The sequence below is a fragment of the Paenibacillus sp. R-74696 genome (genome assembly GCF_055814915.1).
The window spans coordinates 117,472-133,608 of the sequence record NZ_JBPULM010000038.1; the positions used below are offsets into that span (position 1 = coordinate 117,472).

At 42.1% G+C, this 16,137-nt stretch carries 15 protein-coding genes and 1 pseudogene; 7 read left to right on the top strand and 9 right to left on the bottom strand.

Going from position 1 to position 16,137, the window contains the following annotated elements:
• The first annotated feature begins 905 nt into the window (after nt 1-905).
• Nucleotides 906-3,416, top strand: a complete 2,511-nt coding sequence (locus ACSR9A_RS18735; protein ID WP_473758804.1) for an S-layer homology domain-containing protein — start codon at nt 906-908, stop codon at nt 3,414-3,416.
• Nucleotides 3,417-4,137: 721 nt separating this feature from the next.
• Here the strand turns inward: ACSR9A_RS18735 and ACSR9A_RS18740 are convergent.
• The 6 genes from ACSR9A_RS18740 to ACSR9A_RS18765 all read right to left on the bottom strand — a co-directional run bounded on the left by ACSR9A_RS18740 (nt 4,138) and on the right by ACSR9A_RS18765 (nt 8,924).
• The gene (locus ACSR9A_RS18740) at nt 4,138-5,256 is read right to left on the bottom strand and encodes a hypothetical protein (protein WP_473758805.1); all 1,119 of its coding nucleotides are present in this window, start codon (nt 5,254-5,256) and stop codon (nt 4,138-4,140) included.
• Between the two features lies 1 nt (nt 5,257).
• Nucleotides 5,258-6,130 carry an ABC transporter ATP-binding protein gene (locus ACSR9A_RS18745; RefSeq protein ID WP_473758806.1) on the bottom strand — a complete coding sequence of 291 codons (873 nt, stop codon included), beginning with the start codon at nt 6,128-6,130 and terminating at the stop codon, nt 5,258-5,260.
• Nucleotides 6,114-6,899, bottom strand: a complete 786-nt coding sequence (locus ACSR9A_RS18750; protein ID WP_473758807.1) for a hypothetical protein — start codon at nt 6,897-6,899, stop codon at nt 6,114-6,116. Before ACSR9A_RS18750 ends, ACSR9A_RS18745 begins: the two co-directional genes overlap by 17 nt.
• Nucleotides 6,880-7,521 carry an RNA polymerase sigma factor gene (locus ACSR9A_RS18755; protein ID WP_473758809.1) on the bottom strand — a complete coding sequence of 214 codons (642 nt, stop codon included), beginning with the start codon at nt 7,519-7,521 and terminating at the stop codon, nt 6,880-6,882. Before ACSR9A_RS18755 ends, ACSR9A_RS18750 begins: the two co-directional genes overlap by 20 nt.
• A 50-nt stretch (nt 7,522-7,571) precedes the next feature.
• On the bottom strand, nt 7,572-7,805 hold the full coding sequence (locus ACSR9A_RS18760) for a GNAT family N-acetyltransferase (RefSeq protein ID WP_473758810.1): 234 nt from the start codon (nt 7,803-7,805) through the stop codon (nt 7,572-7,574).
• A gap of 207 nt (nt 7,806-8,012) precedes the next feature.
• Nucleotides 8,013-8,924: a helix-turn-helix transcriptional regulator gene (locus tag ACSR9A_RS18765; RefSeq protein ID WP_473758811.1), complete on the bottom strand. Its 912-nt coding sequence runs from the start codon at nt 8,922-8,924 to the stop codon at nt 8,013-8,015.
• Nucleotides 8,925-9,016: 92 nt separating this feature from the next.
• On the opposite strand from ACSR9A_RS18765, the gene ACSR9A_RS18770 reads away from it, so the two are divergent.
• From ACSR9A_RS18770 to ACSR9A_RS18795, 6 genes and pseudogenes are all read left to right on the top strand, one after another.
• Nucleotides 9,017-9,484: a VOC family protein gene (locus ACSR9A_RS18770; RefSeq protein WP_473758812.1), complete on the top strand. Its 468-nt coding sequence runs from the start codon at nt 9,017-9,019 to the stop codon at nt 9,482-9,484.
• A gap of 19 nt (nt 9,485-9,503) precedes the next feature.
• On the top strand, nt 9,504-10,079 hold the full coding sequence (locus ACSR9A_RS18775) for a YdeI/OmpD-associated family protein (RefSeq protein ID WP_473758813.1): 576 nt from the start codon (nt 9,504-9,506) through the stop codon (nt 10,077-10,079).
• Nucleotides 10,080-10,547: 468 nt separating this feature from the next.
• Nucleotides 10,548-10,892, top strand: a pseudogene (locus tag ACSR9A_RS18780) (tyrosine-type recombinase/integrase); the annotation flags it as partial.
• A gap of 418 nt (nt 10,893-11,310) precedes the next feature.
• A complete protein-coding gene (locus ACSR9A_RS18785; protein WP_473758815.1) occupies nt 11,311-11,784 on the top strand; it encodes a DUF2975 domain-containing protein in 474 nt (157 codons plus the stop codon).
• The gene (locus ACSR9A_RS18790) at nt 11,781-11,984 is read left to right on the top strand and encodes a helix-turn-helix domain-containing protein (RefSeq protein WP_113035934.1); all 204 of its coding nucleotides are present in this window, start codon (nt 11,781-11,783) and stop codon (nt 11,982-11,984) included. Before ACSR9A_RS18785 ends, ACSR9A_RS18790 begins: the two co-directional genes overlap by 4 nt.
• Before the next feature lie 484 nt (nt 11,985-12,468).
• The gene (locus ACSR9A_RS18795) at nt 12,469-12,759 is read left to right on the top strand and encodes a hypothetical protein (protein ID WP_473758817.1); all 291 of its coding nucleotides are present in this window, start codon (nt 12,469-12,471) and stop codon (nt 12,757-12,759) included.
• 63 nt (nt 12,760-12,822) lie between these two features.
• Here the strand turns inward: ACSR9A_RS18795 and ACSR9A_RS18800 are convergent, their stop codons facing one another.
• The 3 genes from ACSR9A_RS18800 to ACSR9A_RS18810 all read right to left on the bottom strand — a co-directional run.
• Complete coding sequence (locus ACSR9A_RS18800) at nt 12,823-13,737, bottom strand: phosphotransferase (protein WP_473758830.1); 915 nt, start codon at nt 13,735-13,737, stop codon at nt 12,823-12,825.
• 353 nt (nt 13,738-14,090) lie between these two features.
• Entirely contained in the window at nt 14,091-14,468 is a 378-nt protein-coding gene (locus ACSR9A_RS18805) for a hypothetical protein (RefSeq protein WP_473758819.1), read from the bottom strand.
• A gap of 288 nt (nt 14,469-14,756) precedes the next feature.
• Nucleotides 14,757-16,137: S-layer homology domain-containing protein (locus tag ACSR9A_RS18810; protein WP_473758821.1), on the bottom strand; the 1,381-nt coding region annotated here is incomplete at its 5' end.

Genomic DNA, 16,137 nt, shown 5'->3' on the forward strand with positions numbered 1-16,137 from the left:
TCAGTTTCCTCACTCAGACTCATGAATTCACAGGATTTCATCCTGTAAGAGATGGAGAATTGGGCATGAACGGTAATGTTTTCAATGCGTTGATTTTGCTTGTCTTGTGCCTTAAACTTCATAGTAGAGCGACCTCCTGATGGGCTTTTTGAGGCAATGACCTCGTGCGTAACTCCATCGTACCGAGTCGCTCGTTTTTGTTCAAATGCCAAATTATTCGTTTTACAGGAATTCTTACGGAGAACGATAATTGAATAACAAAAGGGCTGCCTGGTGGCAGCCCTTCGTCGTTAAGTTCAGTTTTTATCAAACTTTATTTTAAAAACACTTGGTCTCCTTAGCAAAAGGTAACAAGGTAAATAATAAGAAAACGCCGTACGAAATTCAGGAGTAAATACCTGTATTCGTCGGCTTAATGGCAAACTTTAAGTAATCAGTACTGGACTTTCTGTGATAAGTGGAGACTGAAATTATTTTCTACAAAGGGGCGTTGATTTGCCGAGGTTTCGGAGTTTGATCAATTTCAAGTATTTAAAAATAAGTCTTAGACTACCGCTGCTTTGTTGAACTAACGTTCCCGTTAGAAAAATCTGCTGTGGAAAGATATCAACTCCAATGTTTCAGAAATCAAAATTCTTCTTATCATAAAGTCCATCTTTGTAATATGGCATTAGCATAGATGATTTTCCATTTTCACCCTCATTCTACGCTCATTTCAATTTATCAACCACTTTTTTAGATTTTGAGTCTAAAGAATTCTTTAAATTTAGAGCAAATATAGTATGCTATACTCGAAAAAGATAGCAAGTGAAAGTAACAGTTTGAATAGATAACGTACAATTAAGTTAGCAAAAGTAAAAAGGAAAAGTAATAAGATATTACATTTAAAAGGAGCTTATCGAAATATGGACACTAAGCAATTATATTCCAAGTTCTCATTAATCATTTTGTCATTCGTTTTCTTGCTCTACTCTGCTAGTAGCGTACCGGGATTCACACTGCATACCGTGCATGCTGAACCTATTGATTCTCCTTTAGTAGAATATTTACCAACCAGCACCAAACCTTCATATACCCCTCCAGGAACGAGACAAACTTGCCTTGCCGATGATGAAAACCCGAGTAATAGTTGCCCTGTCATAAAATGGGGAGCATTCACCTACTGGATCTACAGTAATTCAGACAATTACCAAGTCATGACGATTGCTTCTTATAATGAACAAGGTAATATTGTCAACTTTAGAAGTTTTAATGGCGCACGCTATATTAAAGATATCACTGTCGATGAAATTACTCAAAAGGTTACTTTAATAGGACAGAGTAATAGTGTCATTAATGTTTCTTGGCAAAGTCTATTAGATTTGCAGGTAGCCTCTACCAAACTAACACTTACTAAGTCACCTTCAATCTTATACGGTCAAGAAGCGTTTGAGGTACAAGCAAAAGTATCCACTGAACTATCCGGCAGCCCTGTAGCTGTAGGTTCTGTGAGTTTAAGTGATACAACGACGGGTACACTATTTGATACACAATCACCAAATAGCGAAGGCATTGTAACTTGGAGCATTGCTGCAGACACCGTAACAGCCAACAGTAACATGCAATTTACGGCGCAGTTTACGGGTGCTTCAGATAAATATGCCGACTCACAAAAGACAGAAATATTTACTATTGGTCCGCTGCGCTACCCTGTTCAGTTCGTTACCCATGTAGGAGATGCTGTTATCGACTTTAGACTTACTATGGGCAGCGTCATTACAACACCACCTGTAATATCCAAAGTGGGTTTTTTGTTTGACGGATGGTATAGTAATGAACTTTTCACAAATGAAATTACGTTTCCATATACCGTCAGCAACGATATTATTTTTTACGCAAAGTGGGTAGACATTACTCCTCCTGCAATTGCGACCTTCATTGCTGATGAAACAGCAAGCACAAACAATCCCGTAAGTGTAACCATTAGCTATCCTAATGATGCAAACATTAGAGAATATAAAATGAATGATGGAGCCTGGTCAATATATACAACGCCTATAAAAATGATTGAAAATGGCACAATCTATGCTCGATCAACTGACCTTGCAGGCAATATATCTGATGAAAGTAATTATGTTGTAAACAATATCGTACCGAAACAGTCATCTCCAGGGGTAGTGACTGCACCTACTACTACTACTCCTGCTACTGCTACTGCTACAAATGAGAACTCCGTTTATATTAACGACGAGATTTTAGGTAATTTCCCTGTTTCTACGATTAATCAATTACGGTATCTTGATTTTGTAATTAAAGAAGGATCGTTCAATTCATTAGTATCAAAACTAACTAATAACGATATCATTACTATCAACGCTCCACAGATTGATTATGTAAATGTGACGTTCGATCGTTCCATCCTTGAATTAATGAAAAAAAATCATAAAATATTGAGTTTAAGCACTCGATTAGCCAAATTGGAATTGCCTATTAATCAAATAAACACAACATCTCTAAATAATCTCGAAACCATACAAATTCAGCTTAATTCATCAGGTCAAGCTAAACGGCAAGAGTTATTAGGGTACGCAGAAAAGCATAATTTATCTTTGTCTGGAGATCCAATAACATTTTCATTTGGCATGAATACCCTTATTACGAAAAATGGCTATACCCATCCGGGCTATGCTACCTTACAATTACCAATAAACGATATAGCTACTAACGCTTCCGTATGGAATGCTTTACTATCGCAAGATGATGGAACTATACAACTATTACCTTCAAAAGTAATAACTGAGAATGGCAAGAGCTTTATGATCATTCACACGGTTTCAACCGGAACCGTCGTTCCCGTTTTAAGCAAGCCAGTAACTTTTACCGATATAAATGGTCACTGGGCAGAAAAAGCTATTTCTAATCTTGCGACTCATGGAATATTATACGGTGATAAATTTGGGAATTTTAATGCTACGGAAAACGTATCTAGAGCAGAATTTGCCGCCGTTATAGCGCGTGGCTTAGGATTAACGAGCGCAGCGTCAGTATTAAACCCTTCTGCTTTCACAGATGTCCAGCAAGATGCATGGTACGAACAAGCGGTCAAAGTAACCAGTTCATATGGCTTAATTCAAGGATTTGCAGATCAAACCTTTAACCCTGAGCAATTACTTACACGTGAGCAAGCCTTTGTAATTATTGCAAGAGCACTAAATATATCACAGCAAACAGATTTAAATTCAGATTCAATCCATTTGCAACAATATGCGGATTATAACGCTATTTCAGATTGGGCAAAAGATTCTGTTATAAAAGTATTACAAGCAAATATTGTTGAAGGTGATGGTACTAAACACATTCAACCACAACAATTATTAACCCGCGGCGAATCTGCTCAGCTTATAGTACGCCTGCTTGAAAAGCTACAATTTATTTAAAACTTCTTTACAATCCCCCTTAAGTTTATCAAACTATCCTCATAAAGTGATACATGTTTAAACACCTTCATAACTGTATATCATGTCTGTTGACATGATATACAGTTTGAAATAACGGACCAGTGGATTTCTGTCAAGAATCTGGACACAAATTAAAGGACTTTTTTTATGCAACTGAGGTCAAGTATTCTTCCATTCCTTGGGGTGTTCTGTAACCAATATCGGAGTGTATCCATTCTTGATTCTTTTCCTCATCAACCTTCTTATATTTTCCAGCTCTTTAGCCACCTATTGGACTTGTTCTTTAGTAACAGCTGCACCTATGTATTGTCACTACTGTATCCGCCGCTCGAAATATGACAGACTCCTCTATAGGGATAGCAACATGCCCTGGCATCAGTGCAGAATGCGAATATATTTTTGAGAGCACGCCAAAATGCCTTCATTGTGGTGAAGGGTCTTGGTTAATATAGTTTTGCAATTTAAACGCATCTTTGAATACAATCCTCTGCTTCTACAATGCCAAACGCATTCACTCGACCATCGGGTATCTCACTCCCAATGAATGCGAACGCAGGTACCGAAAGGCTGCTTAAAACTCTCGGTTTCTTGTGTCTACTCTATTGACAGAGGAACAAAATAAACCGTACCCTATCGAGTAGACATTTTAAAAAAGTCTCTCTATAGGGTACAGTTTAAATAGGATAACATTTTTATTAAATTATGCTACTTCTTTTCGTTTCATTGTCCCATAAAGCAGCTGCACACAAATGACAGATAGAGCTATGGTCAAAGAAACAGCTGCAATCGGGTATAGAATTGGCATGCCAAATAAATTAATCGTTTGGAACGTAGCAAACAAATCATACACAACCATGACGCTAGTATAGCTGAATTCAATCAGCACGCTTAATGACCCCAAATTTATGATGAAGATTTCTTCAAATGCGAGGGGTAGAACGAACACAAAGCCGGATATTAGAAAAGATAGAAATGTACTTCTGCACCATGCAGAGATAAGTAATACGAACATAGCAAGTCCGAATGCACCTAATGTATGCATACCAATCTGCACACCTATTAAGGATAGCATATCGTAATCGTAGGGAGAATCTCGATATCTCAATAGTTGTTGAATCGGCGATTTCCATCCACCTCCGCCAATCCAGTGCAGCGCGTTGTAGACCGCCCAAATACCAACGACGAAAACAACATAGATCAGTGAGGCTATTATTTTCGCCGTAACGTCTCGCTTTCTCCCATATTTCGAGCTGAGCTGGAATTGATCCATTCCCGTGGCATACTCGTTCGAGAAAATGGAGGCTAGACCTATAAGAATAAGCGCTCCGCTGATTAGAAAGCCAAATACTCTTACAAAGTCAATCATCTCGGAAGGAGCACGATTATAATACAGCTCATTGATCTCTATCTTCTCGAGCATGCGGAGCTCAAGTGCAGTTCGACGTTGCTCATATTTAGCTTCAGCATCCGCCTCTTGCAGATGGAGGCGCTCGCTTAATACACCAATACTCGCTTTACGATCTTCCTCCAGCGCACGCAGAGCACCTATATTCTCATAAAAGCTTAGCATCTTCTGTTCTTCCTGCGTCAGCGGTATTCCTTCCTCAACACGACTCATCAAGGCTAAATGTGCTGCATTCGCGCGTTCATATTTTTCCTCAGTTAACTGCCCTTCCCATTCCTTATATGAAGGGAAATTACTACTTGTTTTCTGCAAGTTCAAACTAACCGTTATAAGTCCAAGCAACACAATAAGTACGATGTAGATGCTCTTTTGCCGAAAAATCTTGTATAATTCGAATTTGAGTAATGACTTCATCTCACTTCACCGCCTCCTCGTCAAAATAATACAAGTATAAATCCTCAAGGTTCGGTATAGCCTCTACAGCACGTGGATCGGGCTTATTCTCAGATAATATTCGCACTGCGAAATGATCATCCTTTCTGTTCATATTGCTTAATTTATACTTTGCTTGGAGCACGTTGATATCACTCTGTTGTGCAAGAACAGTCCACACCTTACCCTGTAATCGTTCTAGCAACACCTGCGGCTTCTCCTTCTCAATGAGCATGCCCCGCTTCAGAATTAACAGTTCCTTGGCAATATACTCAATGTCGGACACGATATGCGTTGACAACAGTACGATCCTATCGTTTGCGATGGCAGACAATAGATTACGGAAGCGGATACGTTCCTTCGGATCCAATCCGGCTGTCGGCTCATCAACAATAATAATTTTTGGATCGTTCAACAGAGCCTGCGCGATCCCAACCCGCTGTTTCATTCCGCCAGACAACTTGCCAACCTTCGTACGCTTCTCATTTGTCAATTGAACGTCCTGTAGCAGCTTCTCCACCTTCACATGTGCTTCGTTCTTCTCGATCCCTTTAAGCGCTGCGATATAAAGCAGGAATTTCTCAATCGTGAAGTTTTTGTAAAAGCCCATATGCTGTGGCAAATAGCCGAGCAAATCGCGATATCGTTCATCCAACAGTTCAATGTCCACGCCGTCCAGCAGCACTCTGCCAGCGCTTGGCTTGACGACTGCAGCGAGTATACGCATAAGCGTTGTTTTTCCGGAGCCGTTAGCACCTAGGAATCCATACACTCCCTCTGTTAATTCGCAGGATACGTTGTCTAGCGCCCGCTTCCTTCCGTATTGCTTGCTTACCCGTTCAATGGATAATTTCATCGAATTGACCTCTCCTTAGCCGTTTAATTTGTGCGATCAGTAATGCTATCGCAAGTACAGATATTGCTCCACATATTATGGGAGACACCCTATCTAATTTTTGTTCAAATTCAATAGCGTTAATAAAAACATAAGCCGTAAATAACCATATAACGAGCGAAACGGGTGCCAATACTGAGCCTCTCACGCGGCTCGCTAAAGCAAGCCCAATGCTTGCAGTTACTGTAAGAGGAGTCGCCCAGTATATAACTAGCTTCGATAGCAAGAGCGGTTCCCCGAATATGCTGAAAATAGCGATTAATACGAAACATAAAAGTACATTGTATGCTCCAACAGCTGTCAGCTTCATCAGCATTAATTGTTGTCCCGAATATTTACAAGACATCTCCAGTTCAAGCAATGCTTCATCGCGTCCTCTGAATATTTCCAGCAGCCCCAGCAAAAACGGTACTGGCGAGACCGTCAGCATAATCTGATACGGATCACCTTCCCACAGCCCCCAAGCCAAAAGTCCACAGCTGAAAAAGAGAGCATTCAAAATCCAGAAGAGCGGACGAATATGGAGCTCCCTCAGGTGAAGCGGAAAAAAGGGAACAGGCTGCTTAGCTGGCTTTTCGACATAAGCTCTTAACACATCAATTGTCTGTGCAATTGCCTCGTCATTCGGATATTCAACGGTATAGTCATTTAACAGCAATCGAAACTCTTGATCCCTATCCTCTAGTTCATTCCGTTCACTTGATTGCTTGTTAGTTTTGCTGTTGTTCATAATCATCCCTCCTCATCAGCTTTTTCAGCTTGTCCAGCCCTTGCTTAAGCCTTCCCTTTACCGTATTCTCATTCGCTCCGGTAATATCGGATATTTCTCGAATTTTCAAATCATGAAAATATTTCAGAAGAATAGCCTCACTTTGAACATCCGGCAGAGCTTGTATAGCCTGTCTCAATTGCTTCCGCATTTCTTTCTTTTCGAAAATATATGATACCGATTCCTCGTTGCTCTGTTGGTGGTACTCCTCGTATTCCGTCGCTGTCAAGCTTTGACGATAGGCGGCCGAGCGATAATAATCCCTGCAACAATTAACCGCGATCGTATAGAGCCAACTCTGGAATGAGACTTTTCTAGTATACGTAGGAAGACCTCGCATCATTTTCACAAATACGTCCTGTGTCAAATCATACACCGTATGGGCACTGCCTATCCTTCGGTATAAATAAGCATAAATCTGCCTGTAATAGCGTTTGGTCAGCACCTCCATAGCCGCTTGACTTCCACCATTTATTTCCATAATTAATTGCTCATCAGTCGGCAATTCATTCACCTCGTTAAGTAGAACGATCCAGGTAAATAGAAAGTTGTATAGTTGGTCAAATAAATAAAAAAACGACATCTCTGCCGTTTCTGTTCATACTTTAAAAAGAAAAGACCTACTCCCACATTTTAAAACCATGCTTTTCGTAAACCAATGATTTTCTGCCACTGTTTGCTCACGGAATACACTATTGAACGATTAATACCGTTGCTTTCAGCAGTTTGGAGCAATTTATCAACCATTAAATGTCCGATATTGTCGCTCCGATGATCGGGATGAACATACACTTCACCGATTTCAATGTAACATTCGCCTTTTCCAATAACAGCCAAGCCATCGCTTCTCATGTGCTTTTCTATCATTCACCATTAAACTGTCCCGCCTATCTAATAATCCTCAAATATATTACCGTAAACTGGGTATTCGTGATCCGGATTTGTTGAATTGCCCGAGGGAGCTTAATCAAAGGGCGCCAGTCTAACACTTTATTTTTTTCGAACCGGTGGGAACGGTAATGGAGGGCAAAAAAAATTTCCGAATGAAGAGAGGTGGATTCGTCTCTCTTTTTGTTATCGATAATGGTTGAGTATTTCCGCTACATATCGCTGGAACTCTTCCACATATGAGAGGGGCGCTACGATTTTAAGCTCCGTTCCGAAGCCGGCTAAATGTCGAAAGCTGATTTGATTTTGCGGGATATGGATCGTTGCCGACAGCCACTCGGCACTATGAGGCTCGATGCACTTGCTGCCGTACCTCTCAATGAATTGATCTTTGATCGCAGGCGAGATCAGCGCCCTTACCTTAGTAAGTTTCGGCCATTCTCCTTCTGCGAACCCCTGGTCCGCTGCGTCCGCTCTTGGAACAAATGACTTCTTGTCCAGTGCCAGATTGTCGATTCTGAACAACTTGAAGGTTCGATACTCCATGCGCGTTAAGCAGAATCCGATTAGATACCAGCTCATCTCGTTAAAATGAAGCTGGTACGGCTCGACCGTCCGAGCGGTCGGCACGCCATTTTTATCAATGTAGTCAAAGGTCACTTGTACGTGCTGTCTTATCGCTTGTTGACATAACGTCAGGGCCTCCAGCATCTCATCGCGACCGTTCCAGTCATGGAAGGACAGATGAATGGCGTTTTTCAGTGCTGTGTCACGAACCATCGATTCGACTTTTTTAATCGTGACTTCAACCTCCCGGCTTATAAAGATTTGTTCCAGGCCGCTCAGGGCAACCAATATATTTTCCAAGTCGCTGCTGCTTAAAAGTCGTTTATCGATTTTGTATTCATCCATAATGGCGTAGCCGCCTTTCGCCCCATGAATTGAATAGATCGGTATATTCGACAAGCACAGCGTCTCCATATCGCGGAGAATGGTTCGTTTAGATACATTGAATAACCGTGAAAACGCCGTGGCCGATATGATGTCCTTTTGAAGCAGGATCATTACGATCGCGATCATCCGCTCGATTTGCTCCATTTTTTTCTCCTGTCCCCTCCCTATAGGTGACATACAAGCTGTCACCTATTATAGCGTACACTGTTTATATAAACCAAGAGGAGGTTTTAAACATGTCAGTAATCGCGTACTTGAATTTTGACGGGAATGCAGCACAAGCGATCGATTTTTATGCGAAGGTGTTTAATGCAGAAGAAGTAAAGCAAGTGAAATACGGGGATCTCCCGCAGGATCCGAACTTTCCCTTGCCGGAAAATGAATTAGACATGATCATGGAGTCATCGATCGCGTTTGCCGGTGGAAAGATCATGATATCGGATCTGTTGTCTGTGATGAAACAAGAGGCGGGCGATCTGGTCAAAGGAAACAATCTGCTCATCAGCATCGCGAACGAAAGCAAACCAGCGCTGGAATCCTACTTTAGTCGCTTGTCTGTCGGCGGCCACGTGATCGCGCCTTTATCCTCAATGCCTTGGTCTTCATGCTTTGGTATGCTTGTCGATCGATTCGGAATCGTCTGGAAGTTCAATAGCGATGCGGACAAGTTTCTGGATCGCGTGCTCTCGATGAAGCAGTCGTAACAAGGAGCTACGTCGCCTTATGGAAATCGAAAATCTGCTTGCCGTAAAAACCAAAGAAGACTTAAGAGCCTGGCTCTGCGAAAAGGGAAGGACTGAAAGGTCATGCTGGGTGATCGTCAGTAAAAAACCGACACCGGGTATCTTGCTATATCTGGACGCAGTCGAACAGGCCTTATGCTTTGGCTGGATCGACGGAACGACAAAGAAATATTCTGAGACGGAGTTCGCGCAAAGACTGTCTCCGAGGAGACCGAAAAGCTCCTGGACCGAATTAAATAAAGAGCGGGCCCGCCGTCTCGAAAGGCTGGGGCTGATGACGGAGGAGGGCAGGAATGTCCTTCCGGATCTGCATCCAGATTCGTTCAGAATAGATCCGCTCATTGAGCAAAGGCTGAAAGAGGATGCGATGGTGTACGAGCATTTCACCAAATTCCCGGTTCTGTACCGAACCGTCCGAATCGACACGATCCAAAGCTATAAAAAAGATGCCGAATTATTCAACAAACGATTAGATAAGTTCATCAAATTCACCAGACAAAATAAAATGTATGGTCAATGGCATGATGATGGACGTTTGCTAGAGGGTTTGAATTGATGATCGGCGTATGTAATTCTCCATAGACGGTAATGTTAAGCCCCCAAACCGATTCGTTTGGGGGACTTTCATTTAGGTTCTTTTATATTTCGCTAAATTATTTTCAGGTTTAAAGGTTTAATTTGTTTCGACCCTTTCATATTTCGCGATCTTCGTATGCCTGAGGTATCCGGCGAGGTGATTGAACTATCCTGCCCGTTAGGATTCCTGTAGAGCGTTAATTTTGCGCTTTGCACAAAAACGAGCGACTCCGGTACGATGGGGTAGTCACGGGTCATAGCCCTTTAGGCATCTTAAGGAGGTCGCTCTATCATGAAGTTTAAAGCCCAAGACAAACAAAATCAACTGCTCGAACGCATTTCAACCCAGCATCTTGTCGTCGGCATCGCCCAGCAGTCCTATGTTGCTCGCGCCGTCAACTTTCGTGGAATCCTGCTTGGCACTCCTCTTCACGTCTCCAACGGAAATGCGTTATGGCAAGACCATAAGTTGAATGCAATGGATAACCCCTATGGGACATGCCACGCTCGTTTGAAAGGAGATTGCCCTCACATGGATGCACCACCTTGCTTAACGTGTAATGGAGGAAGCCCATGTAAAGATATAGCCATAGGCTTTTCTGAACTGGATATAGAGAAATATAAACTGCATATTAAAACCACATCCAAGACGATTGAGGTATCAAAACAACATGGTCGTGAAGATATGACGGAGAAGCATGAGAAAAATCCACTTCGTTATCAAGGGATTCTAACTAGCCTTCAAGAAGGCAACAGCATTTTCGGCAGACAAGACCGTATCAAAGAAAGGTGGGTGCTGGAAATGGCTAATTACGACCGTACAGCCCATCTAAAGAGCATCCATGCAAAACGCAAGGCGAATACCTTAGAAAAGGTAGATAAAGCGATTTCAAGATTATTAGCTACCATCAATGGAGAGTACATAATGGACTTCGATTCTTCTCAGTTACCTTCTATGTTTATAGACCTTGAACATGCAATCTCTGATATTGGCGATAAATCTTTCAACTCAATTTCGGGAGTAGAAAGTAAAATACTTGTTCTGAATGTTCATAAATATGTCCGTATCTCGGCTCAAATTTGAAGGAGGAACAAATAAGCCGTATGGCTTCTTCTTTTTAAATAACTTGTTAGGTTCAAACGAAGGAAACAATGTATTTTTATTGTAAAACGATAAATGAAGTGATAAAATCAAAAATGAGGTGAAATAGATGAAAAAAGAGACGCTCTTTTTAAAAGTTGTTCTGGTTGTTATGGCAATTCCTGCATTAGTGATGTGTTTTTATGGACTCCCAGCGATGGCGAATAGTATGATGCCAGATTTCCCGGATATTAAAGTTTATCTTTCCGCTTTGGCTGCGTATGTGGCCTCTATTGCGTATTTATTTACGCTACTTCAGGCATTTAAGCTTCTCAGGTACATTGATACAAATACCGCTTTTTCGCAAATCTCTGTTTTAGCGCTTAAGAAAATAAAGCAAGCGGCGGTTGTCGTATCACTCATGTTTGCATGTAATCTCCCGCTTTTCTACTTTGTAGCTGACGGCGCAGATGCACCAGGCGTCATGGTCATCGGGCTAATTATAACCTGTGCGCCAGTCGTAATCGCAGTATTTGCCGCAGTTCTTGAGAAACTGCTCAAAAACGCGATCGAGCTCAAAGAAGAACAGGAGTTGACCGTATGATAGTGGTTAACATTGACGTCATGCTTGCAAAGCGGAAAATGAGCGTTACTGAGCTATCGGAGAAAGTCGGCATTACAATGGCGAACCTGTCGATACTTAAAAATGGAAAAGCGAAAGCCATTCGAATCTCAACACTCGAAGCGATCTGCAAAGCACTCGATTGCCAGCCTGGAGATATTCTCGAGTATCGGCAGGATTGAATAAAATAAAAATATCGCCGTACGTCGCAGATGTAAGTAATGATGAAGAGTTCGAAAGCTATATCAATCCTAACGATTACATAGCCTTCGCCTTTGAGGCTAACGGCAATATGACACTATACCATAAGAATAACTCATTAATAATAATGCTTGCTCATGACCATTGTTTAATGTTGGGTGACAAGAACTTTGTAACATTCCCGACAAGACCCTTCTTTGGTCACTGCAGATAACAAAATTTGCGACAGTCTTATTAAGCTCCCTCGAAATGATTCGGTTTCCTCACTCAGACACATGAATTCGCAGGATTTCATCCTGTAGTTAAGTTGAAGAGAAGGATAATGGAGATGCCGGTGGCTGGGAGATGGAGCACTGGGCATGCGGAAATAAAGGTGAATAGAAATAATCCATATTTTTCCACATCTATAAGTTGCCTCACATACTCGAAAATAATTTCGATATTATCTATACGTCAGGCGGCATCTTGTACCTGCAAGAGGAGCACCCGTTTCTCAATGTCTTTGATGATTCTGCCAATGTAACGGATTTGCACACGCGTTACCCATACTTTCATACGGAGCAACCCATTCGGATCGAGGGTTTTCTGCCTTTTTCCGACCCTGCGGCCAATCAGCGGAGCGTCGAGTATGTCTGGAGTTTTAGTTTTAGCGATATCCTGAACGCCTTGATCGCTACCGGCTACAAAGGGATGATGAAAGTATCGAAGTGCGCCCTTCTATCCCCAGTGTGTAATCAAGCAGCAGCCCAACTATGAGATGATTTAGCTAAACAAATGAAAATGCTTAAGCTAACGTATCCGTTAGCGGAATGACATTTCTTAATCAGCGAGAGCACGTTTTATGATCGCTTTTGCTTCAGCAACCAACTTTTCATCTTTATAATCAATTGCCTGCATCATGATCAAAATGGGAATGTATATGGCTATTAATCGAGCTAATATCTTCGTTTCTTCATCGACATCCCCATATTCTTTGAAAAAGTCTGAACGTGCATCCGGAGGCAAAAAGCTATACGCGACATTCAAGTCGCAAGCAGGATGTCCGATATTGATATCGCCCCAGTCGATAATCCCTGAAACTATTCCATTCTCGTCTACCAGCATATTTTTAAAATGAAGGTCTCCATGGAGGAATACGTTTTTGGGGTTCACTTTTTCAGTCCCAAGCTGTTCCAAATAGTTCGATAATTCACGATACTCTTCTTCACTAAAATGAAGGGCAAGGTTGGAAATGAATCTATGCAACTTTTCTTTACGCATTGCAATATCAATCAAATTTCTGTGGTCATGTTGAACTCCATTTTCTTGGGCAATTTGCACAGGGAATGCATGTAAGCTTTTTAAAAATTGCGCGAGCGTTGTTGCTGATAACGCACGTTGCTTGTCAGTTAATCCGATTGGAAACTTTCCTGATAAATAGGGGTAGCCTAGGAAAGGCGCAGGATAATTATAATCCCCTTCCCCAAAAAATAGCGGTATCGAATATGCAATGGAACAATAATCTTTAAGCTTAGGTAGTACCTTTCCTTCCATCCTTAAACTATTAATTGCAACTTCTCTTCTTGGAAAGCGAAATACATATTCGGTTCCAACAAGAAAAACAGTATTATCCCAGCCGTATCCTAGTTTTTGTACGCTTTGTGAAGCTAACTGTGGAAACTGACTGCTTATTAATTTATGAGCTAATTCTTCTGATACTTCCCATTCCGCATCCCATTGATTCGTACTTCCCATACCCATTTATCGACTCCCTCACAAAAATAGAAAATAGGCTCGACTAGCCTGTTCCATTTACAACATCATATCATTAATTTGTTCTTCTGTTCGAGAACAACCTTACCGTCTGTTCCTCTATCCTTCCCGTTAGTTCAATAAAAAGGACGCTCCCGCGCCTTCGCTTGGGCTACGTCCTCCTCATTATATCCATTTCCAATTACTAATTAAAGAACGTACGCGGGTAGCATGTAGTGCTTAAACAGGGGACTTATCTTAGCCTAAGCACTTTTAACTGAATGTATAGGATTAATTGAAACAAGGTTTATCGTATCAGTTGTTTTGAACACCTTAATAATGTCTTTCGCAGTACCTTATGGGGTTATCATTTTCGTGGTCTTAAAGTCCCTTTCCTCACTATCCGATGAAGAGAGTCCCTGATATGCCTTTTGTATTATTTCTAAAAAATTATCATTAAACTTCTTATACCAAGTTGAATAAGTAATCCCATCCAAATTTACTAAATCAGAAAAAGCCAAACATCCCTCTAAAAAATCTTTTATGAAAATTCTCCATCTAAACACTGAATTAATTGTACTAGGACAGTAATAATTATTCTTTGTTTTTGCTCCCCCGAACCACCGATGCATTTGCTTACTTGCAAGCTCCGGGTCTGTCAATAGCTTTGTGTTAGCATTAGCTATTCCTAATTGCTCTAGCCAAGTGCATATCATCCCCCCAGATACTTTCAAAACGTTTAGCGCTTCTGCTTATTCTAATATTAATGTTTAGTACGAAGCTAACAAATTTAGTTGCCCGTAATCTATTTTCAAATCCATTCAGAGCTTGCCCTGCTTAATATATTTAGGTAATGCGGCTCCAATAATACTTCCTTATTATCAACACACATTACTCCACATGTGTCGAGACTTCCTATTTGAAATAAGGCAAGGGCTATCCCCTAAGCAGTTAATTTTACCGCTTTAAGGATAACCCTTGTTATTTACATCTAAAATCAGTTTGGGTTGACGATTTTCACTTTACTTGCTCATTTGAGCCAGCATGTTCAGCAGAACCGTTACGGCCTCTGCTCTTGTTGCATGGTCCCCAGGGGCAAATTGGTTGTCGCCTTTCCCTTGCACGATGCTTGCTTGCTTTACATAGGCAACTGCAGCTTTTGCCCACGCTGGAATGTCCTTGTCGTCTGCGAAGCTAGTTGCTGTGGCATTCGCTTCGCTATATTTACCCAAAGCACCCGCAATCATCGCTGCCATCTCTGCACGTGTAATTTCCCCAGTTGGACGGAAAGTACCGTCCTCATAGCCATTAATAATGCCTGCTTGTACTGCTTGCGCGACCGCTTTCTGCGCCCAGCTTCCGATCTTCGCTGTATCTGTGAACGTCAGCACCGCTCCCGCTCCTTGCGTCTTCAACACGTTCATCAGCATGACGGCAAATTCCGCACGAGTCACGGTTTTGTCCGGCTTAAACGTGCCGTCCTGATAACCAGTGACGATTCCGCTGCTTACCGCTTGCTTGATGCTTGCCTTCGCCCAGTGTGCGGATATATCGCTAAAGTTAATCGTTGGTTTTGGCTCACTTGCCGCTTGCCCTACAACCATTACCGCAAATTTTGTAAAGTGGGTTACTTCTGCGGTAATCTGATTACCCCTAACAACACCGCCAACTTCCACCCATTTCTTCTGCATTTCATCATAATAGAACACGGCTGCTCTTTGATTACCGCTCAATTTTGTCGGATCAAACTTAAAAGTCAGTGTTACCGTTTTACTGAAGTTCTCTGAGAAATTTTTCAGAATCTCGAAGATCGGACTAGCCAGAACGTCTTCATCCGTTAGAAGATCTTGAGTTCCAGTAAGCTTTTCAATCGTTAATTTCAGTTCTTTGTCCGTTGCATTTGCCGGAATATCTATTGTGATTGCATCTCCCAAACTAACCTTACCCGTTTTGCCTGCGGGAAGCGATAAATCACCATTCACTGAGATTACTTTGCTGTCATCTGGTGGTGTTGGGCTGCCGCCGCTACCGCCACCAGGGCTGGCCGTCCACTGCGCGTACAGCGTCACATTTGCCGCTGCCATGGTGAAAGTAGCGCCCGCCACGTAGCTTGTGCCACTTCCGTTAGCCGCCGTGTTCCAACCTGTGAAGGTGTTGCCCGTCTTCACCAAGCTTCCCGTGTTTCCTAATACGGTTACCGTTGCATGTTGCTCGTACGGATTGCTATCCGTTGGCACGGTTCCTCCCGTGCTGCCATTTCCGTTGTACGTTACGGTGTATGTCGGGTTGACCGTCCACTGCGCGTACAGCGTCACGTTCGCCGATCCCATGCTGAACGTTGCATTTGCCGCATAGGCTGTTCCTGTTCCGTTGGACGCCGTGTTCCAACCTGCGAAGGTGTGG

What these genes read in the sequence shown, in the direction of transcription:
- ACSR9A_RS18760 (WP_473758810.1), bottom strand. Translation starts at nt 7,805, where the DNA reads ATGATAGAAAAGCACATGAGAAGCGATGGCTTGGCTGTTATTGGAAAA.
- ACSR9A_RS18745 (WP_473758806.1), bottom strand. Translation starts at nt 6,130, where the DNA reads ATGAAATTATCCATTGAACGGGTAAGCAAGCAATACGGAAGGAAGCGG.
- ACSR9A_RS18800 (WP_473758830.1), bottom strand. Translation starts at nt 13,737, where the DNA reads ATGGGAAGTACGAATCAATGGGATGCGGAATGGGAAGTATCAGAAGAA.
- ACSR9A_RS18755 (WP_473758809.1), bottom strand. Translation starts at nt 7,521, where the DNA reads ATGTCGTTTTTTTATTTATTTGACCAACTATACAACTTTCTATTTACC.
- ACSR9A_RS18775 (WP_473758813.1), top strand. Translation starts at nt 9,504, where the DNA reads ATGGAAATCGAAAATCTGCTTGCCGTAAAAACCAAAGAAGACTTAAGA.
- ACSR9A_RS18735 (WP_473758804.1), top strand. Translation starts at nt 906, where the DNA reads ATGGACACTAAGCAATTATATTCCAAGTTCTCATTAATCATTTTGTCA.
- ACSR9A_RS18785 (WP_473758815.1), top strand. Translation starts at nt 11,311, where the DNA reads ATGAAAAAAGAGACGCTCTTTTTAAAAGTTGTTCTGGTTGTTATGGCA.
- ACSR9A_RS18770 (WP_473758812.1), top strand. Translation starts at nt 9,017, where the DNA reads ATGTCAGTAATCGCGTACTTGAATTTTGACGGGAATGCAGCACAAGCG.
- ACSR9A_RS18740 (WP_473758805.1), bottom strand. Translation starts at nt 5,256, where the DNA reads ATGAAGTCATTACTCAAATTCGAATTATACAAGATTTTTCGGCAAAAG.
- ACSR9A_RS18750 (WP_473758807.1), bottom strand. Translation starts at nt 6,899, where the DNA reads ATGAACAACAGCAAAACTAACAAGCAATCAAGTGAACGGAATGAACTA.
- ACSR9A_RS18765 (WP_473758811.1), bottom strand. Translation starts at nt 8,924, where the DNA reads ATGGAGCAAATCGAGCGGATGATCGCGATCGTAATGATCCTGCTTCAA.
- ACSR9A_RS18790 (WP_113035934.1), top strand. Translation starts at nt 11,781, where the DNA reads ATGATAGTGGTTAACATTGACGTCATGCTTGCAAAGCGGAAAATGAGC.